The following is a 23,897-nucleotide window of genomic DNA, read 5'->3' as shown; positions in this document are numbered from 1 at the left end:
TGATCCAGGTATGTAAGACTTGGAGAAAAAGAATGCCAAAGGAGACTACGGAGACTGTCGATAGTATAACTTTATTTATAATTCTATCATAAGGACAGACGCAGAAAACAGAGGTTGATGCTTGTTTATTAAATAATTAGTTTAAGGTTATGCTTAATAGCTGCTCGGACTGGAATTAAGAGTAGCTGAAATGGGGTATGCTTTGGAAAGCCGATTTGCGCGGATTTGATTTTCGCCTTTATCTTTTAGAGATAAAACTGTATTTTAACCCCAGACGTCGTCTGGGGTTGGTTATTTTACTTAATTTTTTGGCTCTAATAGGTGGTGGGATTTTAAGTAAGTAAGGATTTTTTGTTTTTCACTTGCTTCAACATGAATAAGGGGTTGAGGTTTTTGGGCAATAACTCCAGGCCATTTGGTATAAATGGTTTGGATATATAGTTTTCGAGTGATTGGATCAGTATAACTAAGATGAATGATAAGAAACTGTGGCTTGATATCGGTTTGCTGAAAATCAACACTCTTTATGCTAAGGAGCAAACTTGTGGTGGTATCTCTAGGAATATCGTTAACAACGGTGTAATCATCAACAAGAATAGGCTCTTCTAACAAGCTTTCGTCAAAGACGATAGTTTTACTGGAAAGGTTTGTGGCTGGATGATTTCCTACATTATTAAATTTAAATTCGAAACTAATCTCGTGGGTTAGATGGATGGAAGGAGATTCTTTGAAGGTGAAATATGGACGTGCTGCTTCGCGTTGGGTCTGCCAGGTGATGACAGAGATAAAGACGGATACTATCGAGACAAAAGCAAAAATTGCTGTGGACATCGTCATCAAGATGCCTGACCAATTGCGTTTTTTTAGGTCCCAAGACATAGCTTCCCCCTATTCGGACGTATCTGTTGACTATATATATTGATCGTTTGTTTAAAACATTCATCTTGACGGTGGTAAATAATTAGAAACCAAATGTACCAAAGGCTACCTGAAGATTTTGTTCGGGACATGATTTTAAAAGCGCCCAGTAAGGATATTATGAATACGCTGGCCAGAAGCGTTTTAGCTTTGTATACCTTTGACGATAATCCGGATGATACATCCATGAAAAACGTCCTAAAACAGTGTCTTAGGTTGGTTGATTGCCTGCTTTCCGTCTTTAGCAGTCTATGGCTATCAGGCCTTCTCCCATTACCATGGAAACCAAAGCTTATATATTCACAGCCCACGCCCTGATTTGAGTATTGCTGAGAACATTCTCTCCATGTTGCGGCCGGATAGTAACTATACCAAGTTAGAGGCTTCACTGCTTGATCTTGCCCTTGTCCTGCACGCCGAACATGGAGGGGGTAACAATTCATCCTTTGTGACCCACGTCGTGACTTCTACAGGTACGGATACCTACTCTGCTATTGCTGCGGCAATTGGAGCACTTAAGGGACCGCGGCATGGAGGTGCGAATATTAAAGTTATTGAGATGTTTGACGATATCAAAAACAAATTGACGGATTGGAAAGATGATGAAGAGATTGAGAATAAAATAATTGGAAAAATTGTAACGGCTGAGCTGAAATTCTCTTCTTTTACTTCTTAGGCGAAGTTTAAGAAGGGAATTTCTTTGTGATGTAGAAATAACGGATATCACGAAGAAGTAGGACGGTGGAATTACATGGGATTAGCGGCAATCTTTATGACAAGTATGTTAATGGGTTTTTCCGGAGCTATTGTGCCAGGACCTTTGCTCACAGTTACCATCAATGAAAGTCTGAGGCGTGGTGCTAAGGCTGGACCTCAAATTGCTTCCGGCCATGCGCTAGTAGAACTTGCCTTAGTGGTGGCGATTTTCTATGGTTTGGGAACCTATATCTCTTGGCCAGTTGTAAAAGGAACGATCGGAATCGTAGGGGGGTTATTCCTTTTTTGGATGGCGTACGGAATTTTGAAAGAGTCCTTTAATTCTGCAGTCCTTGATTTTTCGGGAGAGACTACGGCTAAAGGTCTTCGGCCTTGGGTTTCAGGTATTACTGTGACTGCCTCAAATCCTTATTGGTTTCTGTGGTGGGCGACCGCTGGCGCTGGCTCATTGATGCTTGCTGCAAATTATGGTATTATTGGAGCCGTTTGCTTTTATTTAGGACATATTTTAGCGGATTATATTTGGTTTACGTTTGTGGCATTCACCGTTGCTAGAGGAAAGAAACTCTTTACGCCTTTGGTGTATCGATTTGTTTTAGGAGTCTGTGGATTTTTTTTAGTCGGTTTAGCGGGTTATTTTGTTTATTCTGGGGCAGGTTTCTTAATGTCTTTCAGAGCTTAAGTCAGTGGACGCGACATGTGTCTTATCTAGTTTGTATGACACAAGATGAAAGTTCTAAGAGTCTTGTAACTTTTTTTCATGCTGGAAGAAAAATAAAGGATTTTGGGTTCATCTGTAGAAATTAATTATTATTATGCCAAGATAATCCATCTTGTTGTTTATGCTTATGTCTTATGGATTTAGCGCCCTTATTAGGCATAAGCAGGGAATTAGATCCTATAGAAAGAATGGAGTGGAGATTAAACGTTGGATGATAAGCTTAATACCTCGGGTTCTGTCATAAGATATGGAATAAGACTTAAGTTACTGCTGGGTTTTTTTGTTGTACTCCTATTTACACTACTTGTGGGAGGCGTGGGCTATTACGGTGTTTATAAGATCAATCTGGAAGCGGAAGATCTAGGGGAGCATTGGTTGAAAGCAACAAGTTCCTTGGCAAAAGTCGTTGCTAACACAGAAGACACTCGGCGCTATCTTTTGGCAGGATTTCTGATGCGTTCAGATGAGAAAACTTTTCAAGAGCATAGAGCTCAATTCGCAATTATAAAAGTGACATGGGAGCAAGATTTTGCCGAATATAATAACTATGTAACGACACCTGAAGGAATAGCCAAAAGCGAGGCAATGAGGAAATCATTTAAAGTGTACATAGATGATGCCGAGCAAGTTTGGATGTTAACTCAGTTAGGTCAGGATGTTGAGGCTAGAGCCATCTTAACTCAAAAGAGTAAAGAAAGCTTTGACCAACTCCTTAAGGATATGGAAGCTCAGATGGAGTTTATGGTTCAAGGAGGGGTTGAAGCTACCCATCATGCTCAGACTACTGAAAACTCTGTAGTGAGATTGCTTATTATTTTTGTTACGCTTGCCTTGATTGTTGGAGCAGCTTTGGCGATTATGATTGCAAGACATATTAGCCGCCCTCTTGTTTCTGTGACGATGGTAGCTCAGGCCGTAGCAACTGGAGACTTGAACGTTAAGATGCCGAAGATTAAAAATCATGATGAAATCGGCGTTCTCACTCAAGCTGTCAGTGAGATGGTAGATTCACTTCGAGACGTCATTAGGGAAGTACTAACACAGTCAGAAGGTGTGGCAGCAACCAGTCAAGAATTATCGGCTGCGGCAGAGGAAGCAACTGCTGCCAGTGAACAAGTTTCAGATTCTATAGCGCAGCTTGCAGCTGGTGCGACGGATCAAGCCATGTCTGTGAGAAATACTGGTCTGGTCATCGAACAGTTGTCTGAAAGCGCCCAACAGGTAGCGGTCAATGCAGAGGTTGTTAATCAAAGTAGTGGTAAGGCAGCCAAAGCAGCTCAGGTGGGGGCTCTTCAGGCAGAAAATGCAGTTCGTAAAATTGAACAGATCCGTGATGTTTCCCTACAGACGGCAGAAACCGTGTTCAAATTGGGTGACCAATCCAAAAAGATCGGGCAAATTGTAGATGTGATCAAAGGAATTGCGGATCAAACGAATCTATTAGCGTTAAATGCTGCGATAGAGGCTGCTCGGGCGGGTGAGAATGGGCGAGGCTTTGCAGTGGTTGCTGAAGAGGTCCGGAAGTTGGCGGAACAATCATCGCTTTCAGCAACTCAGATCGCGAGCTTAATTGGTGATATTCAACAAGAAACGGAACGAGCCGTCGGATTGATGGATAAAGGGAAGGAAGAAGTGGACTCAGGAGTAGAAGCTGTTAATTTGGCGGGAGTATCCTTCCATACTATTGTAGGAGAGATAGATATCGTCGTTGATCAGATTAGGCTGGTAACAGCTGCTGCGCAACAAATGGCTAGTGGTGCTGCTCAAACCGTGAAATCTGTGGAGAGCATTGGGGTCATTGCTGAGCAAAGTTCATCCAGTGCCGAAGAGATTTCTGCTACATCAGAAGAACAAGCTGCCACGATGGTTTCGGTGAGTCAGTCTGCGGAAGCCTTGGCAAAGCTTGGGGAAAGCCTTATGAAAGCTGTTGATAAATTTAAAATATAGTTAAGATCACCATTCTAGCAAAATTATGGTTAAGCAAACCAACAGCAAGGTTTTGATGAACGGCGTCCCAAGACAAGCCGTTGGCTTTTCGAATCGCTCTTCGTGTTGATCTTCTATATAAATCAAAGTAAACGCCCCGGAGCTTTTAGCTTTGGGGCGTTTACTTTGTACTAGGCAGAAAGTATAACTGAATGTTACATACTTTCTGAAAGCATAAGTGCAACTAAGGCGGCCGCCTCCCTGAAGCTTGGCGCCAGCCAAGTTTTCTTTATAAAGGTACTTACTTCAGATAAACCCTATTTCACCTATAATCTTAATAGTAAACAGGCTAGACAAGATTTACGCGAATTCGACATTTAGAGTGTGCGATAATAGAAATTAATAGAGAGTGGTGAGGGGTTATGGAGTAATATCAACTTGACAGGAGATTTAGATGAACATACCAGTGATTGTTTTGCTCTTGCAAGGAATACCTGAAGGAACTGCGATTACGACTCTAGCGTTTGTGATTTCTAGAATTCCCCTAAAACTTAATCAGATTCTATTGATCGGGACTGCTTTAGCCGTTTGCGCGTATGTCGTGAGACTGTTTCCTATTCCTTTTGGGGTTCATACTATTTTGATAGTCTTTATTTTATTTATAGTTTTAACTATATTAAGTAAGGGGGATGTCGGTCTATCCTTTATGGCAAGTATATTGAGTTGCTTAGCTCTAGTAATAATTGAGACTGCTTGCTTATCATTGTTAATGCCTGTTCTTAGTATAACACCGAAAATTTTATTTACTAACCATGCTGTTTGGATTGGATTAGGCGAAATTCATGTACTTGTTTTATTTACCTCTGCTTTTCTACTAAATAAATTATACCTAAAAAGAGTTACTTGAAGTTTTCAATAGAGGGGGAGGAGCGTTGCTTAAGATTCTATATTTATAGGCTAAGCCCCCCTATTTTGTTCATTTTCAGTAAAGTCTAGGTCCTATTATGTTAACGTTTAGTGGGAGAGGTTGTGTGATTTATAAACATTCCATTTATTGCTTTACTTGTACAAGGCATACCTGAACAAACTGCAGTTGTAACTTTAGCCTTTGTGATTGCCAGAATACCTCTAAAATGGAAAAAAATTATAATATTTGGAATTGTGTTAGCATTTATTTCGTATGTAGTAAGACTGTTTACTATCCCTTTTGGGATTCATACTATTTTGTTAATCATTTTATTATTTATAGCTTTAACTTGGCTCGGCAAGGGGGATTTTAGTTTATCCCTTATTGCAAGTTTATTGAGTTTCTTAGCTTTAGCAATATTTGAGTTTGCTTGCCTATCATTGTTAATGCCTGTTTTTGGAGTAACCCCTGAAACTCTATTTACTAACTTGGTAATAAGGATTGTGATAACAGAACCTCATGTATTTCTTTTGTTTATCTCTGCTTATTTATTATTTATTAAATAAGCTTATACAAAAAAAGGGGTAGAATAATGAATTTCTCCGAAAATATAAGTAATAAGCTTACTGAAGTAATAACAAATGAACTAAATTATAACGACGATAAAAAGGCAATTATTGCATATGCCATTGAAACTGCACTATTATTCGTCTTAGGCTCATTTCTCCTGATATTTTTAGGATATTCTTTTAATGCATTAATGCCGACTGTTATTGCTGCCATTTTCGGTGGCTTATTACGAAGGGTATCGGGAGGAGCACATTTTAATACCCCTCTTAAATGTTTAGCCTTTGGTTCTATAGTTTATAGTTCTATTGGAGTTTTCGCAAAAAAACTTGTCGATTATGACTTAACTAATAAGCATGTTCTTTTCTTTGCTTTGTTTATTTCTTTTTTACTAGTAGTTTCCTTAGCTCCCGTGGACAGTGAATCAAAGCCAATCCATTCTAGTAACTTTAAATATAGATTGAAGATTTTTTCTGTGCTTTTCTTAATTGTTTCATTCTTAGTGGTTGCTTTTACTGATAATAAATTAATAAGTGTTAGTGCAGTTATAGGTGTATTTTATCAAAGTATCACCTTACTGCCTATTTTTAATAGAAGAGGAGGTGAGTGAATTATGAAAAGATATTTTTTCGCTATAGTTGCATCATTACTAATGCTCCTAGGAAGTGCATCTTCCGTTTTTGCGTGTGGAATTTGGGCATATCAACCCAAAACGCCGAAAGCATTGCAAAGATAATCAGGAGGTTAGCAGCAGCGTGAACACATTTGGTAGCCAACAATATAAAAGCTGGGTTGGATATCCCAGCTTTTATATTTGATTCAATAAACTTTTCATAAGTTTTTATTTTTCAATTTCGGATAGTTGGAGGATAATTTGATGGTGTTTAGTCTAAGAACTATCTTGAAAAAACAATCTATCATTCAATTTACTTTATTAAAAGTTATAGTTAGTATCTTTGCTTTCCTTATTATATTTATCCTTCTCTATGGACGAAATTTTTGGGAGAAGCAAGCCTTAAAATTCAATTATGATTTGATATTAAGTGCTTCAAGTGTTCAAACGAAAATACAATCTCAGATATTGACTGTCGAAGAATTAAAAAGAGATAAAAACCTAACGAAGAAGGATAAGGTATTAAGAATAGAAGGTATTATACAATTCATAATTAATAACAATAACAATAACAATAACAATAACAATAGCGATTATATTATAGGCTATTATGATAATGAGTTAGATTTAATAGTTAAAAATCAATTTAACAATAAAATCTTATTGGACGAAATTCGTTCTGCAATATTATCACTAGATGAGTTTGATAACATTTCAAACAGTAATAAAGAAATTAGAATCATGCTGCCAATATATGATGAGAGGAAAACAGTAGGCTATGTTTGGGCCTATGCGCAGAATGCTGATTTAGTATTAATGTCTTTTAATGAATTGAGTGCAATAGTAATATTAGCTTTAAGTTTATCAGCACTAATTATAATTTCAATCAGAAAACATATGAAGCAGATTGAATCATATTTAGAAAAATTTTGCAATATTATAATTAATAATGATAGTGAGCAAGAAAATATTTTGATCAAATTACCAGAATTAAAACCTGTTCTTAATAAAATCACTTGTTTTACAGATGATTTAAAACAGATGAACATAGCCTTGGAATCATCAAAACTGAATATAATCAAAATTATGGAAGGAATCTCAGATGGTTTTTATGCATTAGATCGCAACTGGCAGTTTACGTTTGTTAACAAGGAAACAAAAAAGTTTATTAGCGGGAATAACACTGAACTAATAGGAAAAAGTATCTGGGAAGTGTTCCCACTGATTAATGATTCCTTAACTTATTTTAAAATGCAAGAAGCGATGTATCAAAATGAATCGGTTCATTGGGAAGCAGGAGGCTTTGCAAATCCTGATCAAGACCATGAATATCATGCTTATCCGTATACGGAAGGCTTAACAGTTTTTTTCCGAGATGTTACAGAGCTGAAACGTCAGCAGCAAGAGCTTGGTCGATTAGAAAGACTTAATCTAATAGGTCAATTAGCAGCGGGGATTAGTCATGAGATTAGAAATCCCCTTACTACGGTAAAGGGATTCTTACAGTTAATTGGAGCAAAATCTAACTACGCTCACGATAAAGAGTATCTGGATTTGATGGTGTCGGAGATTGACCGTGCTAATTCGATCATTACGGATTTTTTATCATTGGCTAAATCGAATAGTGAGAATATTTTATCCGGTAATATTAACGATGTGATTAATAAAGTATTTCCGATGCTCCAGGCAGATGCCTTCAATAGCAATAAAGAAGTAGCAACGGATCTCGAACTATTACCTAATATCATGATCAACGAAAACGAAATCAAACAGCTCATCCTAAATTTAGTGCGCAATGGGTTGGAGGTTACGAATGAACATGGAAGTGTCATTATTTGTACATATTTTAACGGAGATAGAGTTGTCTTAGCTATCAGAGACCATGGGAATGGCATTCCTATTGAAATACAGGAGAAAATAGGCACTCCATTTTTCACGACCAAAGAAACCGGAACTGGACTCGGGTTAGCCATTTCCATGGGAATTGCTCAAAGGCATAATGCGGTATTTGAGTTTGAAACAGGAAAAAATGGTACGACCTTTTATACACGTTTTCCCACCAGTAATTCATAATAGATTAATTTAGATCAAAAAGTTCGCGGAGTTCTTTTTCCGATAATTTGGAGAGCATGGTTTCTCCAGGTTGGATGACTGAGTCGATGAGGGTCTTTTTTTTGACTTGTAAGGCGTTGATTTTTTCTTCGACTGTCCCCTGAGTAATGAGTTTGATCACCTGTACGGCGCTTGTTTGGCCAATGCGATGAGCTCTGTCTGTAGCTTGGTCTTCAACAGCGGGGTTCCACCATGGGTCGTAATGAATGACCATATCTGCACCGATTAGATTTAATCCTGTGCCGCCCGCTTTGAGAGAGATCAAAAAGACCTTACCTTGCCCATTGTTAAAGGAATTGGCCATTCTTAAACGTTCAGCTGCTTTTGTTATGCCCGAAAGATAGAAATATTCGATGCCCTCAGAGATGAGATGTCCTTGAATGATATCCAGCATGGTCGTGAATTGAGAGAAAACTAGAACCCTGTGACCGCTGTCTAAGGCGTCAGTAAGGATTTCCTCTAAGAGAAGCATCTTGCCGCTCTCACCGGTGTAGTTATCGATGAACATTGACGGGTGACAGCAAATTTGCCGGAGCCTAGTCAGAGCTGCAAGAATTTTCATGTGGCTTTTGTTAAAGCCCACTGAGGCAATTTCCTGAGCTATTTGACCTTTCGCTTCCTGCAAATAGGCGAGGTAGAGCTTTTTCTGTTCTTCTGTCAAGGAAGCACTTAGCTGGGTTTCGATCTTGTCCGGCAGTTCTTTTAAGACATCTTTTTTCAATCGCCTTAGAATGAAGGGGTTAATATGTCGACTTAGTTCGGTAAGAACATTTGAGTCTTCCCCTTTAATAATGGGGATTACAAATTTTTTGCGGAAGTCCTGGTGGGAGAGGAGATAACCAGGCATAATAAAATTAAAGAGGGACCAAAGTTCGGAAAGCGAGTTTTCAATGGGCGTCCCGGTAAGTGCGAAATAGCTTTTGGCCTTAATTTGCTGGACAGATTTTGCGTTCAGAGTTTGAGGGTTTTTGGTGTGTTGGGCTTCATCCAAAAAACAGTAGGAAAAGTCTAATTTAGCAAATTCATCGATGTCCCGCCGTAGTATGGGATAAGAAGTAACGACTAGATCACACTGATCATCTATTTCGGACAATTGTGTCTGTCTTTCCTGGGGATTGCCTTCCACGACAAGGACTTGAAGAGTAGGGGTGAATTTCTTCGCTTCTTCTTGCCAGTTATAGATCAACGAGGTGGGAGCAATAACCAAAGCAGGGGCTATGGCGGTCAATTTTGCGGATAGGATGAAGGCTAGGACTTGCAAAGTCTTACCCAACCCCATATCGTCGGCGAGGATGCCTCCAAGACCATAGGATGATAAGGTTTTAAGCCATTGAAATCCAGTCTTCTGGTAGTCTCTTAAGATATGATGCAACTCATCAGGTATTTCAAATCCTCCGTCTTGAGGTTCTAAGATGCTTTGCACTAACTGCTTAAAGGCTTTATTACGCTGCACTCCAGGCAAGTTGGCTTGGCGCAGAAAGCTATCTATATACATGGCACGGTACTTAGGCAGATTGAGCATTTTTTCATTGAGATCTGAGGCCTTAAGGTCTAAATTTTCAATGAGTTGGGCGACAGCGTTCATCTCCGGCTGATTTAAATCGAGGAAAGATCCATCGCGAAGGCGATGGTATTTTTTCTTTAAGTGTAGAGAATGAAAGATATCCGATAATTCATTGTGTTCGATATCAGTATATTGAAAGGATATTTCCAAGATATCTAGAGTTTCGTCTAAGCGAACTTGGCCGGAAAACGTCGTAGAGGTACGGATTTTGAGCTTGAATTGATCCGAATAATAGAGTTCTGCAAGGTCTCTCAGTTGAGGAAGCCAATTGACGGTAAAATCAAAAATTTTATCTTCGTCTTCAAGAAAAATTTTTCCTTTAGATACGATGAAATCGGCGTGTTCCAGAATGTTGAGGATCATTCGTTCTTGATTGACAGAACGGATGAGAATAACATCGCTGGCTGTTGACTCGTTACTAGTATCCCGGGTCGCAGAAAATGGATTAATGATGGTCTCTCCATAGTGAAATTCTAAACGAGCTGTGATGCCCATATCGCTTGAACGATCAAAATAGATTTTGGCTTGTAAGCTTTCCTGATTAAATTTATCTTCTAGGACAGGATCAATGATAACTGGACCTAATTTCCCGATTAAGGGCAGTGCCTCTGAGGCGAAAAGCTCCTTCTGGGCTGCTGGAATCACAATATTGGTCACGGATCCTTGGCGAAGGGCTGACAGAAGAGGCAAAAGGAGTTCTTTTTGGTTGGGGGAAGCTTGATGGATTTTAGCTTGGTAAACGTAGTAGCTCCCATCGTCCGTCAGTTGGAGGGGCATTTCTTCAGTTTCGAGTGTTAATGCAAGATCCTGACCTTGTGACTGGAGGGAAAATTCGATGGGTAGCCCATGCCGGATAATTTGGGTGGGTGTGGGAGGGGGAGCTTCGAAGCTCCAAGAAAACACTTTATCTCCCAAAGCGTCTAAAAACTTAGTTAAATAATAGCCCGTCAAGGGCAACAATTTTTGATTGAGCACGGTTGTCGCGTAAAAGGGCCCTTGCATCTCGATTATGGCTGAATGTTGGTCATTCATTTCTTGCAGCATGGCAATTAACCTACGATCTTCCTCTTTGAAGGTTTGTCTCGTAGGTTCAAGGGTAAATTGCTTACCAAATTCTAGCGAGCGGCCTGATTTAAGCGCAGTGAGAAATTGTCCGATGTCTTTTACTACATAAAGTCGCTGCAGACCGACTCTAAGCTGTAGATGTGTAGAAAGCCGATGGCTGGGCAGGGTTTGGAGTTCCACGTTTAGAGTCAGTTCTTCGTAAGGAGTTTCCTGACGTTGATTGGCAAAAACAGTGAGAAGCTCATCAACCACGCGGCTCTGAACGACAGGGTCAGTCCAAGCTGACGGTAATTTTTGTTGGGCTGTTTTTAAGACGGCGATAACGTGTTTGCAGGCTCCAGGATAGTCTTTGAAGGCTGGGCATGTGCAGCGATATGAGCGTACGGAGTTGTCCTTCTCAAAGGCAAGCTGAACAATATAGCGTAAACCTCCGATGACAGAAGCGTTTATTAGGCCTTTATCGGGGAAAAAACTGAAATTGTAGACTCTACCAGCCGCGTAATAGGAAAGCCCTTTTTTATATACACGATCATTATCCGCTAGATCTTGAATTATTTGTTCAGAGATATAAAAGCGAGGCATGAAAATACTCCTTTGGTAGTAATATTTGCTGAGTTAGATAAGGGTATCAGTTAAGAATATCATAGTTTGAGTCTACTCGTCTAATTTAGGGACCAGAGAGTTGATCCGAGTTGCTCTTTGCACAATTTATTGATGCTAAATCTAGCGAATGATAGTTGAAAATGATGGAATTAAGCCAAAATTAAATATTATAATAAGATTGTATTATATTGTATATTTTTGTTGTGTGTGATATATTAGCGAAGGTATATCCTATAGGTCTAAAGGCCTACTATAGGTCATGTTTTCTGTAATGTAGTTAGGCCATAATCAATTTAATACCTCTGCGATAAAGGCAAACTCAGTGAGAACTGAGGGCGCAAAGCCACGGGTCTTAACACATTATGGTGAAGAAAGCCGGGATACCGAAAAAACTTGTCGCCGTATACTTATTTGGCGTCTTTTGTTTTATAAGGAGGAAAGTTGGTTTTGATAACAAAGTTGGAACCCCTAACAACGAACAGCTTTGAAATTGGGGAACTTTCAGAGCTTGACCTATATGATATACAGGGAATATTGTTGTTATCTAAAGGTAAGCCAATCACCGCAAACATTTATGAACTTCTTCTCCAGCGACAGCTATATACTTTACAATATGATTTGGAGAATTCTCATCCTCCAAATGAAGAACGTAGATTTCCTTCCTCGGAGTACCGTTTTATTGTAGGCTATGTTCGAAAAGTCTTTGAGAGCGTATGCCTTTTTAGCTCTACACGTTTAATCGATTCGTTTGCTATTGTTGATAAAATTATCAACGAGTTAGAAGGAAATTCCCGTGTGTATATAGATTTTAATGAATTTCGAAACTTTGATAATTATACATATATTCATTCCGTAAATGTTGCGTTAATAGCTACTCTAGTAGGGTTGAAAATGGGGTTTTCAGGACAAAAACTAAGAACTTTATCAATGGGTGCGATGTTCCATGATTTGGGTAAAAGTTCTTTGCCCCTTGAAATACTGAATAAACCTTCGGGCCTAAATAGAGAAGAATTTAAGATTATTAAAAAGCATCCAGAGCTGGGTGTGGAAATGCTTAAATACTCCAATATCTCAAAGGAGATTCTCAGCATAGTCCGTCATCATCATGAACGTTGGAATGGCGAGGGCTATCCGGATGGGTTAAGACAGAGAGCTATTACGACTAATGCACAAATCGTTGCAGTTGCTGACGTTTTTGATGCCCTTGTTGCGGATCGACCCTACCGCAAAGGGTTGCCCCCATATCACGCTTTAGAAATCATCGTGGCTGGTTCAGGTAAAGATTTTGATCAAGAGATTGTACATTGTTTTGAACGGTGTTTAATACTTTATCCGCAAGGTTCTATAGTTACTTTAAATACAGGTGAAATGGGAACAGTCGTCGGTATTCATCACAATTACCCGAGTAGACCGCTCATAAGAATTTTATTTGATAAAAACGGAAAATTCGTTAATGAGGAACTAACCTGCGATTTGCTTAAGGATTTAACAAGGTTTGTACAATCGGTTAGTTTTAACCACGTTACTTAGAGAATGAAGGAGACTGATGGCTCGTTATTTCGGTGTCGAAAATTGTATACAGTTTGATTGCAGGAAAAATGTGCACTTACGCAGAAACAGTGATAGAATAATTAGATAATATAAAGTGTAAACAATCAACCAGACAAGCTGGCATATGAAGCTTTGGGGGGGATGTTCCGTGCTTATTACCTGCGATAACAACATGCAAATGGGCTATATCTACCTTATGCCTAATCAAACGACTGACGAGTATACCCTCGAGAAAAGCGATATCGGGCTTTACTATGATGTGAACAGTCTTAGCATTCCAAGAATTAAATGGCATAGCATGGGTCAAAGTTTGAGTCAAATGCGTTTAGCAACGAAGACGTATAGAGAGTCAGTGGATAAATCGTTTCATTGTGAATATTGGAATGACCTAGATAGTGAAGGTTACATGATGGGAATCGAATTGTATTTAACTGAAGAAACTTTTTTACCGTTAGTGGCCCATCAGGCCTTTAAGCTTTACGATATACGTTGGCGGAACAGTGATTTCAGGATGCTTACGCTAGATGCCTATCATGATGTTCTGAATAAAAACAATGTTATCTATCCTTTAACCTCTGAAAAAGATGCTTTTGTGATCGTTGCTATTGATCCATTATCAAAAATCGGGAAGATAATGGCGCTGATTTCTGCAAGGGATGATTTATATCCCATCGATTATTTGAGAAACCCATTGTTTATGTTAGCAAATTCAAGCCGCTATCTAAGTCGGGATTAGTATCAAACTAGAGATAGGAATAGGCCACGACGAAGTGTCGTGGCCTATTCCTATTGCAGGTCTCTTTTTCCTATATTATAGTTAAGCAGTAAAGAAAATTTAAAAGCGATGATCTATTTATATTTTAACAGATCCTTAACCTCAGCATAATTTGGACTTTACACACAAAGTATAATATAGAATTAGCTAAAAATATTAAGATCCAAACCAAGGTTTGCCTGATAATATAAAATGAGGTGATTAAAATGGAACTATTGGTTGACTTGCATACTCATACCATTACAAGTGGACATGCCTACAGTACTATTACTGAAAATGCGCAAGCAGCCTCTCGCAAAGGGCTCAAATTGATGGGAATGACGGACCATGGTCCAAGTATGCCAGGGGCACCTCATCTATACCATTTTGGTAATTTGTCAATTCTTCCTGATGAAATTTCTGGGGTGAAACTATTACCAGGGGTTGAAGCAAATATTACGAACTATGAAGGTGAGTTAGATATGCCCATCCCATATTTAGCTAAGCTGAAGCTGGTTCTTGTTGGACTTCATCCGATCTGCTATCCTGGAGGTACAAGTGAACAAAATACGCAAGCCTTTATTAAAGCGATGGAAAACCCATATACGGATATGATGGTCCATCCGGGACGTCCACATTTTGAAATGGATCTTGAGCGAATTGCCTATGCCTCGGCTCTTCTAAATGTTCCGGTTGAGATAAACAATAGTTCACTTTCCACAATCAAAGAAAAAAGTGGAGCCCAACAGAATTGCCGTTTTATTGCCCGTTATCTTGCCAAGTTCAAAGGCCCCGTGATTTTAGGCAGTGATGCACATTTTTGGGATCGAGTCGGTGAATTCAGTGAAGCCCTGGAATTAGTTCGTGAGGCAGGGATTTCTCAGCACCAGATTCTTAATACTTCACCTGAGCGAGTGCTTGATTACTTGGCGACACGCCGTAAACATCGACCACTCATTGATCCATTATCACCTAAATCATAACAAAGCATTGCTTAGAGTGAGGTTGGCTTTTCCTTTTTGAAGTGGAGGGATTGGACTTATTTCGCAAGAGTTGAAGGAATATCCTAAATTCTGACGAATAATGCTTAAATGGAGAAAAAGAAACAGAAGAGGGGTTCGGATTTTATTATGCTAACTGTAGAAAAAATCGGTGGTACATCAATGCTCCAATTTCAGACTGTGCTTAATGACATAATTGGCTTCCCAAGTTCAGAAGATTTTCGTTATGGTAGGGTGTTTGTCGTCTCTGCCTACGCAGGGGTAACGAATATGCTGCTTGAAGATAAAAAGACTAAAGCTGCGGGAATCTACCAACGTTTTATAAAAGGGGAAGACTATGAAACGGCCATGGATGAACTATTAAGTGAGGCCCTTAAACTTAATGATACGTTTATAGACCTAGGTTTAAACCCTAAAGTTTGTCGAGTATTCATAGTAGAACGTGTTATGCAGACGAAAGCCTATCTGAATAGTATGGAGGATATTATTGCTTCAGGGTATGTCGGAAGAGACAGTATCTACTCGGCGGCTAGGGAGTTACTGGCATCGATCGGAGAAGCTCATTCCGCCTTTAACACGGTGAATATCCTGCGCAATAACGGTATTCTCGCGGAGTTGGTAGATTTAACGGGTTTCCGTGATTCTAAGCAACTCTCGATCAGCGATCGTATAGAAAAATCCTTTAAGAACGTTAATCCTCACGAAGCAATCATCGTTGCTACTGGATATACCAAAGGGACTGAAGGGATTATGAGGCAATACGAAAGAGGGTACTCAGAAATTACCTTTTCTAAAATTGCAACTCACTTAGCCGCGGATGAGGCAATTATCCACAAGGAGTATCATTTATCATCAGCCGATCCTAAAATAGTGGGTGTCGATAAAGCAATTCCGGTAGGTAGGACGAATTATGATGTTGCGGATCAACTTGCTGACATTGGAATGGAGGCCATCCATCCTAATGCGTCTAAGCCGTTAGAAATTGCGGGGATTAACCTGCGTATTAAAAATACCTTTGAACCTACCCACCCGGGAACTGTTATTTCCAATGACTATATAGGTCCTGAAGCGAAGATAGAAATCATTGCCGGGTCGGATAAAATTGTTGTTTTGGAAATCCATGATACTTCTATGGTCGGAGAATCTGGGTTTGATTTAGACATTATGAAAAAGTTTAAAAAGTATAATATTAGCTATATTATGAAAACCACCAATGCGAATAGTATCTCACTTGTAATTTGGCAGGCAGATCTCGCTGAATCTTTGGTGTCTGAACTTCAAGCTGAATACCGAACGGTTACCGTACAGGAGGCTGCGATTGTTTGTGCAATCGGGTCGAATATTGCAATGCCTCGGATTCTCGCTAGAGCCGCTAATGCCTTGGCTAAAAATAACATCAACATCAAGTGTGTGTCGCAGTCCTTACGCCAGGTGAACATGCAATTTGTGATTGATCGGGGAATGTATGCTAAAGCAATCATCTGTTTAAATGAAGATTTATGCTGGGCGAATCACGTGTAATCGGAGGGGTTAGGTTATGTCGGTAGAATCCGTAGCGGCATTTTTAAGGCAGAACAAAAAGGAAATTGAGATATTAAGCTTTGAGGATACAAGTACAGTATCAAAAGCAGCGGAGGCCTTAGGCGTAACTCAAGGTGAAATTGCCAAGTCACTGCTCTTTAAAGTCAAGGAAGATTTTATCATGATCCTCATGGCTGGGGATAAGCGGCTGGACAATAAGAAGTTTAAAGAAATCTTTTATACCAAGGCAAAGATGCCCGAGGCTAAGGAGGTATCCGAGGCGACTGGGCATCCTGTAGGGGGAGTTTGTCCATTCGGGTTAATTCAGCCGATACCTATTTATCTGGATTATTCCCTGCAATCATATACCCATGTTTTCCCTGCGGCCGGTGCCTCAAATACTGCCATAAAGTTAAACGTGGCTGAACTGGAGGAACTAACTGCGGGTCAGTGGGTTCAGGTGACGACATAGTTATTGGATAATGATCGATCTTTGACTCACAATCTAGGTTGCTTTTCTCGGAGGACCTTACTAGGTTCTCTTTTTTCAATGTTTGACCATTTCTCTGCTAAGCCTTATTATTTAGGAATAGAATACAGAATCTTTCCTAGGAAGGACATAAATGAACTTGATTAGAAGTAAAGAACGCAATTATGGATTCTACTTAACTAACAGGTTTTGGGTTATTGTTATTGCCCTATTTTGCGCTGTTCTATGGGGAAGCGCCTTTCCAGTTTTGAAAGTCAGTTATGAAGAGCTTGGCATAGCGACCGGAGATCGCTCCGCGATTATTGTACTCGCAGGATTACGATTTTTTTTAGCTGCCCTGCTTATTTTTGCCTTAATTATTTTTGGATTGCGTTTGTCACCCAAAGTAAAACTAAAAATGCTACCTCAGCTTTTTTTGCTAGGGCTACTACAAATTAGTTTGTTGTACTTCTTTTTTTATAACGGATTAGCTCATACCACAGGAATGAAAGGTGCTGTTTTATCGTCAGCGGGTATTTTCTTTGTGGTCGTTTTAGCTCACTTCGTTTATCGTGATGACCGATTAGACCTGCGTAAAATAGTAGGCTTAGTCGCAGGTTTCGCAGGAATTATCTTAGTTAATTCTGGACAAAACTTTACGTTAAATTTCACTTGGCAGGGCGAAGGATTTATGATTTTATCGGGTCTGGTGGGTGCTCTGGGAACTATCTTAGCAAAACGAATGTCAAAAGAGCTTCATCCCTTTATTCTGACGGCTTGGCAAATGCTTTTAGGGTCCTTACTTCTGATCGCGGTCGGGCTACCTGGGCTGAAACCTCAGGCTATGCTTTTTACGAACAGAGCGTTCATTCTGCTCTTGTATTCAGCAGTTCTCTCGGCAACTGCTTTTTCTCTCTGGTATGCAATTTTAAAAGGCAACAAAGCGGGAGAAATCAGTGTCTTTAAATTCATGACCCCCGTTTCAGGAGCTATCTTATCCGCCATGTTCATTCCGGGCGAACGATTGACTTTAAATATGTTTTTGGCTTTAGCATTAGTTGCCTTAGGGGTAATTGTAGTGAATTACCAACGGAGGGACCCTTGATCAAGGCTGATTGACCTTGTAGAAAGCTGAAGTTAGGGTTGAAGGATATGCCACCGGCAGATAAAGTGATGTGTATTGCAACCAACAGATGGTAGATTTCTGGGAAAAACGTGAGACTATAAAAGATGGGAAGTTATAACATGGGAAAGACGCTAGTATTAACGGAGAAACCGTCAGTGGGTCGTGAAATTGCAAAAATCCTCAATTGCAACCAGAAGGGCAATGGCTGTTTCATAGGCTCAAGATACGTTGTGGTATGGGCCCTAGGACATTTAGTGACGCTGGCAGATCCAGAAGCCTATGATGAGAAATATAAAACTTGGAAGATGGATGACCTACCTATGCTTCCAACGAAGATGGACTTAGTGGTTATGAAAGAAACCTCCAAACAATTTGGCGTGGTTAAGAATCTGATGAAGAGTCCGGAAATAACGGATCTTATCATCGCTACGGACGCCGGGCGAGAAGGCGAGCTTGTCGCACGCTGGATTATGCAAAAAGCGGGTTGGCGAAAACCCATTAAACGTTTGTGGATCTCTTCTTTAACCGAACGCGCCATAAAAGAAGGATTTAACAATTTAAAACCTGGCAAAGATTACGAGCCATTATTCGCTGCGGCAGAATGTCGCGCGGAAGCGGATTGGTTAATCGGGTTGAATGTCACTAGGGCTTTGACGTGTAAATATAATGCCCAACTCTCCGCTGGCAGAGTACAAACACCCACTTTGGCGATGGTTGTGGCCCGAGAAAATGAAATTAAACAGTTTGTTCCTAAAGACTATTGGTCAATCAATGTCTTAGGAAATGGCTTTACTCTTCACTGGCAAGATCAGAAAGGTCAAACCCGCATTTTTGATAGAAACAAAGCGGAGGGCTTGTTGGCGAAAGTGATGGGACAAACGGGGGATGTCATCGAGGTTAAGAAAGAAGCCAAAAAAGAACTCCCTCCCCTAGCCTACGATCTAACGGAACTGCAACGGGATGCTAATCGCAAGTATGGATTCTCTGCCAAAACAACCTCCTCTGTGATGCAGCAACTCTACGAGAATCATAAGTTAGTGACCTATCCGCGTACGGATTCCCGACATATCAGTGAGGACATTGTCAGCACTTTACCAGAACGCCTAAAAAGTATTGCTCTGGGACCTTATGTTGAATTAGCGCGCAATATCTTGAGAACTAAACTTAGCATCACGAAACGGTTCGTGGACGGTTCTAAAGTGTCAGACCATCATGCAATTATTCCAACCGAACAACCTCCTACGCTAGCTAGGCTTGGTTCGGAAGAACTGAAAATTTACGATTTAATCGTTAGGCGGTTTCTTGCCGTTCTTTCTCCGGCGTTCGAATATGAACAGACCCTGGTTAAGGTTAGCATAAAAGGGGAAATTTTTACGGTCAAAGGGAAGGTCGTTCAGTTAAAAGGTTGGCGGAAGGTCTATGAAGGACAAGGCTCCGTAAATCTAGATGATCCATCCGAAGATGGCGATGGAGATTCAGAGCACACTCTCCCAGAAATCCGCAAGGGGGAGATGCTGAAAAATCTAGCCGCTAAGTTAGTGGCAGGTAAAACTAAACCTCCGGCCAGACATACCGAGGCCACACTACTTTCTGCTATGGAACATCCGGGAAAATTGATCGAAGACCAAAAACTCCGAGAAGCGATGGACCAAAGCCATGGACTGGGAACCCCTGCAACCCGAGCCGAAATTATTGAAAAGCTTTTCAATTCGTTTTATATGAATCGTCAAGGGAAAGAGATTATTCCCACCTCTAAGGGGATTCAACTTATTAGCTTAGTGCCTCCTGAACTAAAGTCACCGGAACTGACCGCTAAGTGGGAACAACAATTGACTGAGATCAGCAAAGGTCGAGCTAGTCGTCAAATTTTCCTCACGGGAATCAGGGGGTACGCCACCCAATTGGTATCCACGGTGATTGGTAGTGAGCAGAGCTTTAAGCATGATAACTTGACGAGGAATAAGTGCCCAGAGTGTGGAAAATATCTTTTGCAGGTCAAAGGGAAAAAGGGTGAGCTGCTTGTCTGTCAAGATCGGGAATGCGGTTATCGAAAAGGGCTCTCTCAAATTTCTAACGCGAGATGTCCTGAATGTCATAAAAAGATGGAGATCAAGGGAGACGGGGATAATAAATTATTCTCATGCAGTTGTGGGTTTCGTGAAAAGCTCTCTGCTTTTACGAAACGAAGAGAAGCTGAGAAGGGGAATCTCAACAAGAGGGATGTCGGTAAATATTTACAGAACCAACAGGATAACGGACCGATTAATACTGCTCTAGCGGATGCCTTAGCGAAATTAAAGCTGAAGGGCTAACTAACTTTCTCGGAATCGTCCCTAAGAAGGATTTGATGTTCTATAGATTAACTGGATTTGGTAAAATTACTCATTGCAGGTTCCATCTCTATCAATTACTCTTAGAAGCATCAGAGAGGGTATCTACTCAAGTAGAAAGAAGTCTTATTGCAAAATAATATTATGCTTTTTTGAAATGCTTGCAGGGATTTCTAATATTCTGTCTAATATTACTTATGTAAATCCCAAAATAGAAGGAGGAAAAAAATGATTCGCAAGAAGAGTAAAGCCCTAGTTGCCATGAGTTTAATTATGTCCGCTTTGATCATGGTTAGTGGATGCGGTGCGAGTAAGCCTGCAACACCCGCACCCGCTCCGGAAGCAGCAGCAAGCAAAGAACCTATTAAGATTGGTTTCCTAGGTGCCAAGACTGGGGATGTGGCAATCTACGGATTGAACACATTAAAAGGTTTGAACATGGCAATTGCTGAACTCAATAAAGAGGGTGTTCTTGGACGTAAGGTAGCGCTGGTAGAAGAGGATAATGCAGGACAAAAGGATCAAGCAATCAACATCACCAATAAGCTCATTAGCCAAGACAAGGTTGTAGCCATCATCGGTGATCCTACGACAGGAATTACCCGTGTGGCCGGATCTATTGCCAACAGCAAAAAGACGGTCATAATGTCAGCAGGGTCTACTGGTACGGACGTTGTGGAAATCGGACCCTATGTTTTCCGGGATACCCTGTTGGACACGATTGCTGCTCCAGCAACCATGCAATACGTAATTAAGGAAAAAGGCTGGAAAAACGTTGCCTTAATTACTTCCAAGAACAATGATTATAGTGTATCCTTGTCCAAAATCTTTACAAAAGCTATCAATGATAACGGTGGTAAAGTAGTCATCGAGGAGTTCATTCAAGATAAAGACACTGATTTTAGTGGTCAAATCACTAAAATTAAAGCAGCAAACCCTGATGTAATTGTCTTTTCTGGTTATTATACTGAGGGAGCTTTAATCATGAAGAAAGCTCGTGAAGTTGGAATCAAGGCTGTTATGGTTGGAGGAGATGGTCTCCAAGGAGACGATCTGATGAAAATTGGTGGAGCTGCTGTGGAAGGCTCAATCTCCTATGCTGGTTTCTCCCCTGAACAACCAACTCCAAATACTGAAAAGTTCATTAACGCTTTCAAAGCAAAATATAACAATGAATTACCGGATCTTTTCGCTGCTCAGGGGTATGATGCTCTGATGCTGATTGCTAAAGCTATCAAAGATGCTAATAGTGCAGATCCAGAGAAATTTAAGGATACCCTCGCTAAGACCAAAGCCTACGATGGCGTATCAGGCACCATCACGTTCCAGGCTTCCCGTGAACCTATTAAGAGCCCAGTATATCTGCTAGAAGTTAAAGGTGGCAAGTTCGCCCTTCTGAAGAAAGTTCCTGTTGAAGTTAAGTAATCGAATTTTTCCTATTTACGTTTCTTAACTGTCAGATTAGTAGCAGCACTAGGTCCCAGGGATCGGTGCTGCTACTAATTGTTCAAAGTTATTTAGTGTTTTTGTTATGGTATTATGTTTTTTTAGTTTAAGGAGGGGGCCAATGTTTAACAATATTATGCAGCAACTGGTCAACGGGCTCGCCCTGGGTAGCATTTATGCACTCATTGCCTTAGGCTACACCATGGTGTACGGTATTATCGGCATGATTAATTTCGCTTATGGCGAAATATTTATGTTTGGTGCATATGCTGGCCTAGTTTTGGCGCTGACTAATTATGTCAATGTTTACGTGGCTTTACTGGGCGCGACGCTTATAACCATGGTGCTTGGAGTTGTTATTGAGCGAGTTGCTTATAAACCGTTACGCCGCTCATCGCGACTTTCGGCGCTGATCAGTGCGATTGGGGTATCCATCTTTCTATCTTCCTTCATGGTTCGAGTGAAGGGTCCTAATACTAGGGGTTTCCCTAAACTGTTTGAAAACAAAATTTTTGAAATAGGAAGTTTTCAAATTACTATTTATCAAATTGTGATTATCGGAGTTGCCGCTCTCTTGATGCTTGGATTACACCTTTTTGTAAACTATACTAAAACTGGCCGTTCTATGCGTGCTTGCTCTCAAGATCAGGATGCTGCGAAGCTTATGGGGGTGAATGTTGACCGAGTTGTATCGATCACATTTGCTATTGGATCCGGCTTAGCAGGAACCGCTGGGGTGTTAGCAGGTATTTATTTTAACGCTGTTCAGCCATATATGGGGCTTTTGGCAGGTCTTAAAGCGTTCGCTGCTGCAGTCCTTGGCGGAATCGGAAGCATACCTGGGGCCATGATCGGGGGGCTAATGATCGGTATGGCTGAAATAATGGGAATCACTGTGAATTTATCCGAGTACAAGGATGCCTTCGCCTTTACCATCCTGATATTGGTGCTCTTGTTTAAACCGTCTGGAATTATGGGACGTAAAGCCAATAAGAAGGTGTAAGGAGGGAATGGCAATGAAAAAATTATTAAACAATTGGATTGTTCAAGTTTTGCTGTTCCTGAGCATGCTTGGCTTGACTGTTATCGTGGCACAAATCATTAACGACATCACTCCACCCTATATTCTAATGATTGGCTTGTTTATAGGCATTAATTTAATCATGGCTCTGGGCTTAAACCTGATTACGGGGGTAACGGGTCAGCTGACCCTAGGTCATGCAGCTTTTATGAGTATTGGTGCTTATGCTTCGGCAATTGCGACTGTGAATTATGACCTCCCTTTCTTACTTGGAGTTTTGATTGGTGGCCTTGTTGCGGGTCTAGTGGGTATCATCATTGGATTTCCAACCTTGCGTCTAACGGGGGATTATTTAGCGATTGCGACGCTGGGCTTTGCTGAAATTGTTAGGGTCCAATTCACCAATATGAAAATAACTAATGGTGCCATCGGTTTCTTGGGGATTGAGGGAGCAACAACCTTCCCGATCGTTATGACCATAGCGGTCATAGTAATTTGCGCTATGGTATGGTTAGAAAATTCCCGAAATGGCCGGGCAATGCTTGCTATTCGGGAAGATGAGGTGGCTTCCTCCGCGGTAGGAATTAACACCACTCTGTATAAGATTCAGGCCTTCGCCATTGGCGCTTTTTGTGCTGGGGTGGGGGGCGCTCTGTTTGCCCATACGACCACCTTTATTCAACCCACCGATTTTGGCTTTCTTAAGTCCATTGATATTTTGAGTATTGTTGTGCTGGGTGGTCTGGGGAGTATTCCTGGCACGATTATTGGTGCAATAGTGCTGACAGCGGCTCCTGAAATCTTGAGGCCACTGTCCAACTATAGGATGATGGTATACGGTGTCCTGCTGGTTGTGATCATGATTTTCCGTCCCTATGGGTTAATGGGCGGAGTCAACTTAAGGCAGGCCGTTCGTCGGGCAATCATGTGGCCCAAGAAAAAACAGGCCGGACGGGGGGAATAAA

General features: G+C 40.7%; 18 protein-coding genes, 1 pseudogene and 1 riboswitch. Of the genes and pseudogenes, 17 read left to right on the top strand and 2 right to left on the bottom strand.

The window, feature by feature from the left end; translation table 11 throughout:
- Window positions 1-300: 300 nt before the first annotated feature.
- Window positions 301-879 (bottom strand): hypothetical protein, encoded by a 579-nt coding sequence (locus ACYQ3Q_RS04260; RefSeq protein ID WP_459927410.1) that lies wholly within the window; start codon window positions 877-879, stop codon window positions 301-303.
- 96 nt (window positions 880-975) lie between these two features.
- Between ACYQ3Q_RS04260 and ACYQ3Q_RS04255 the strand changes: the two are divergent.
- The 7 genes and pseudogenes from ACYQ3Q_RS04255 to ACYQ3Q_RS04225 all read left to right on the top strand — a co-directional run.
- A pseudogene (locus tag ACYQ3Q_RS04255) lies at window positions 976-1,537 on the top strand (citrate/2-methylcitrate synthase); the annotation flags it as partial.
- Between the two features lie 132 nt (window positions 1,538-1,669).
- Window positions 1,670-2,317, top strand: a complete 648-nt coding sequence (locus ACYQ3Q_RS04250; protein WP_459927409.1) for a LysE family transporter — start codon at window positions 1,670-1,672, stop codon at window positions 2,315-2,317.
- 246 nt (window positions 2,318-2,563) lie between these two features.
- Window positions 2,564-4,303 (top strand): methyl-accepting chemotaxis protein, encoded by a 1,740-nt coding sequence (locus ACYQ3Q_RS04245; protein WP_459927408.1) that lies wholly within the window; start codon window positions 2,564-2,566, stop codon window positions 4,301-4,303.
- 433 nt (window positions 4,304-4,736) lie between these two features.
- A complete protein-coding gene (locus tag ACYQ3Q_RS04240) occupies window positions 4,737-5,189 on the top strand; it encodes a hypothetical protein (protein ID WP_459927407.1) in 453 nt (150 codons plus the stop codon).
- A 592-nt stretch (window positions 5,190-5,781) separates the two neighbouring features.
- Complete coding sequence (locus tag ACYQ3Q_RS04235; protein WP_459927406.1) at window positions 5,782-6,366, top strand: accessory gene regulator ArgB-like protein; 585 nt, start codon at window positions 5,782-5,784, stop codon at window positions 6,364-6,366.
- A 3-nt stretch (window positions 6,367-6,369) separates the two neighbouring features.
- The gene (locus ACYQ3Q_RS04230; protein WP_459927405.1) at window positions 6,370-6,492 is read left to right on the top strand and encodes a cyclic lactone autoinducer peptide; all 123 of its coding nucleotides are present in this window, start codon (window positions 6,370-6,372) and stop codon (window positions 6,490-6,492) included.
- 141 nt (window positions 6,493-6,633) lie between these two features.
- Window positions 6,634-8,442 (top strand): two-component system sensor histidine kinase NtrB, encoded by a 1,809-nt coding sequence (locus ACYQ3Q_RS04225; RefSeq protein ID WP_459927404.1) that lies wholly within the window; start codon window positions 6,634-6,636, stop codon window positions 8,440-8,442.
- Between the two features lie 4 nt (window positions 8,443-8,446).
- Here the strand turns inward: ACYQ3Q_RS04225 and ACYQ3Q_RS04220 are convergent, their stop codons facing one another.
- Window positions 8,447-11,692 (bottom strand): DEAD/DEAH box helicase, encoded by a 3,246-nt coding sequence (locus tag ACYQ3Q_RS04220; RefSeq protein WP_459927403.1) that lies wholly within the window; start codon window positions 11,690-11,692, stop codon window positions 8,447-8,449.
- A 323-nt stretch (window positions 11,693-12,015) separates the two neighbouring features.
- A riboswitch (cyclic di-GMP riboswitch) is annotated at window positions 12,016-12,101 on the top strand.
- Window positions 12,102-12,160: 59 nt separating this feature from the next.
- Between ACYQ3Q_RS04220 and ACYQ3Q_RS04215 the strand changes: the two genes are divergently transcribed.
- From ACYQ3Q_RS04215 to ACYQ3Q_RS04170, 10 genes are all read left to right on the top strand, one after another.
- The gene (locus ACYQ3Q_RS04215; protein WP_459927402.1) at window positions 12,161-13,243 is read left to right on the top strand and encodes an HD-GYP domain-containing protein; all 1,083 of its coding nucleotides are present in this window, start codon (window positions 12,161-12,163) and stop codon (window positions 13,241-13,243) included.
- 169 nt (window positions 13,244-13,412) lie between these two features.
- Entirely contained in the window at window positions 13,413-14,000 is a 588-nt protein-coding gene (locus tag ACYQ3Q_RS04210) for a hypothetical protein (RefSeq protein WP_459927401.1), read from the top strand.
- Between the two features lie 245 nt (window positions 14,001-14,245).
- Window positions 14,246-15,001, top strand: a complete 756-nt coding sequence (locus ACYQ3Q_RS04205) for a phosphatase (RefSeq protein ID WP_459927400.1) — start codon at window positions 14,246-14,248, stop codon at window positions 14,999-15,001.
- A 147-nt stretch (window positions 15,002-15,148) separates the two neighbouring features.
- Window positions 15,149-16,540 carry an aspartate kinase gene (locus tag ACYQ3Q_RS04200; protein ID WP_459927578.1) on the top strand — a complete coding sequence of 464 codons (1,392 nt, stop codon included), beginning with the start codon at window positions 15,149-15,151 and terminating at the stop codon, window positions 16,538-16,540.
- Window positions 16,541-16,556: 16 nt separating this feature from the next.
- Window positions 16,557-17,012 carry a YbaK/EbsC family protein gene (locus tag ACYQ3Q_RS04195; protein ID WP_459927399.1) on the top strand — a complete coding sequence of 152 codons (456 nt, stop codon included), beginning with the start codon at window positions 16,557-16,559 and terminating at the stop codon, window positions 17,010-17,012.
- Window positions 17,013-17,163: 151 nt separating this feature from the next.
- Window positions 17,164-18,114 carry a DMT family transporter gene (locus ACYQ3Q_RS04190; protein WP_459927398.1) on the top strand — a complete coding sequence of 317 codons (951 nt, stop codon included), beginning with the start codon at window positions 17,164-17,166 and terminating at the stop codon, window positions 18,112-18,114.
- A gap of 140 nt (window positions 18,115-18,254) precedes the next feature.
- Window positions 18,255-20,447, top strand: a complete 2,193-nt coding sequence (locus ACYQ3Q_RS04185) for a DNA topoisomerase III (RefSeq protein ID WP_459927397.1) — start codon at window positions 18,255-18,257, stop codon at window positions 20,445-20,447.
- A gap of 246 nt (window positions 20,448-20,693) precedes the next feature.
- Window positions 20,694-21,890 (top strand): ABC transporter substrate-binding protein, encoded by a 1,197-nt coding sequence (locus ACYQ3Q_RS04180; RefSeq protein WP_459927396.1) that lies wholly within the window; start codon window positions 20,694-20,696, stop codon window positions 21,888-21,890.
- A gap of 142 nt (window positions 21,891-22,032) precedes the next feature.
- Entirely contained in the window at window positions 22,033-22,914 is an 882-nt protein-coding gene (locus tag ACYQ3Q_RS04175) for a branched-chain amino acid ABC transporter permease (RefSeq protein ID WP_459927395.1), read from the top strand.
- A gap of 13 nt (window positions 22,915-22,927) precedes the next feature.
- Window positions 22,928-23,896, top strand: coding sequence for a branched-chain amino acid ABC transporter permease (locus ACYQ3Q_RS04170; protein WP_459927394.1), 969 nt, complete (start codon window positions 22,928-22,930; stop codon window positions 23,894-23,896).
- The last annotated feature ends 1 nt before the right edge of the window (window position 23,897 follow it).

The organism is Desulfosporosinus burensis (assembly GCF_054657535.1).
Note: the sequence above shows the minus strand (reverse complement) of the source record. Positions and strands in the feature narration are given on the sequence as shown.

Excerpts from the sequence above, each read along its gene's own strand:
- ACYQ3Q_RS04195 (WP_459927399.1), top strand. The coding sequence starts at position 16,557 with ATGTCGGTAGAATCCGTAGCGGCATTTTTAAGGCAGAACAAAAAGGAA.
- ACYQ3Q_RS04180 (WP_459927396.1), top strand. The coding sequence starts at position 20,694 with ATGATTCGCAAGAAGAGTAAAGCCCTAGTTGCCATGAGTTTAATTATG.
- ACYQ3Q_RS04225 (WP_459927404.1), top strand. The coding sequence starts at position 6,634 with ATGGTGTTTAGTCTAAGAACTATCTTGAAAAAACAATCTATCATTCAA.
- ACYQ3Q_RS04240 (WP_459927407.1), top strand. The coding sequence starts at position 4,737 with ATGAACATACCAGTGATTGTTTTGCTCTTGCAAGGAATACCTGAAGGA.
- ACYQ3Q_RS04200 (WP_459927578.1), top strand. The coding sequence starts at position 15,149 with ATGCTAACTGTAGAAAAAATCGGTGGTACATCAATGCTCCAATTTCAG.
- ACYQ3Q_RS04250 (WP_459927409.1), top strand. The coding sequence starts at position 1,670 with ATGGGATTAGCGGCAATCTTTATGACAAGTATGTTAATGGGTTTTTCC.
- ACYQ3Q_RS04205 (WP_459927400.1), top strand. The coding sequence starts at position 14,246 with ATGGAACTATTGGTTGACTTGCATACTCATACCATTACAAGTGGACAT.
- ACYQ3Q_RS04260 (WP_459927410.1), bottom strand. The coding sequence starts at position 879 with ATGTCTTGGGACCTAAAAAAACGCAATTGGTCAGGCATCTTGATGACG.
- ACYQ3Q_RS04230 (WP_459927405.1), top strand. The coding sequence starts at position 6,370 with ATGAAAAGATATTTTTTCGCTATAGTTGCATCATTACTAATGCTCCTA.
- ACYQ3Q_RS04235 (WP_459927406.1), top strand. The coding sequence starts at position 5,782 with ATGAATTTCTCCGAAAATATAAGTAATAAGCTTACTGAAGTAATAACA.
- ACYQ3Q_RS04175 (WP_459927395.1), top strand. The coding sequence starts at position 22,033 with ATGTTTAACAATATTATGCAGCAACTGGTCAACGGGCTCGCCCTGGGT.
- ACYQ3Q_RS04220 (WP_459927403.1), bottom strand. The coding sequence starts at position 11,692 with ATGCCTCGCTTTTATATCTCTGAACAAATAATTCAAGATCTAGCGGAT.
- ACYQ3Q_RS04190 (WP_459927398.1), top strand. The coding sequence starts at position 17,164 with ATGAACTTGATTAGAAGTAAAGAACGCAATTATGGATTCTACTTAACT.
- ACYQ3Q_RS04170 (WP_459927394.1), top strand. The coding sequence starts at position 22,928 with ATGAAAAAATTATTAAACAATTGGATTGTTCAAGTTTTGCTGTTCCTG.
- ACYQ3Q_RS04185 (WP_459927397.1), top strand. The coding sequence starts at position 18,255 with ATGGGAAAGACGCTAGTATTAACGGAGAAACCGTCAGTGGGTCGTGAA.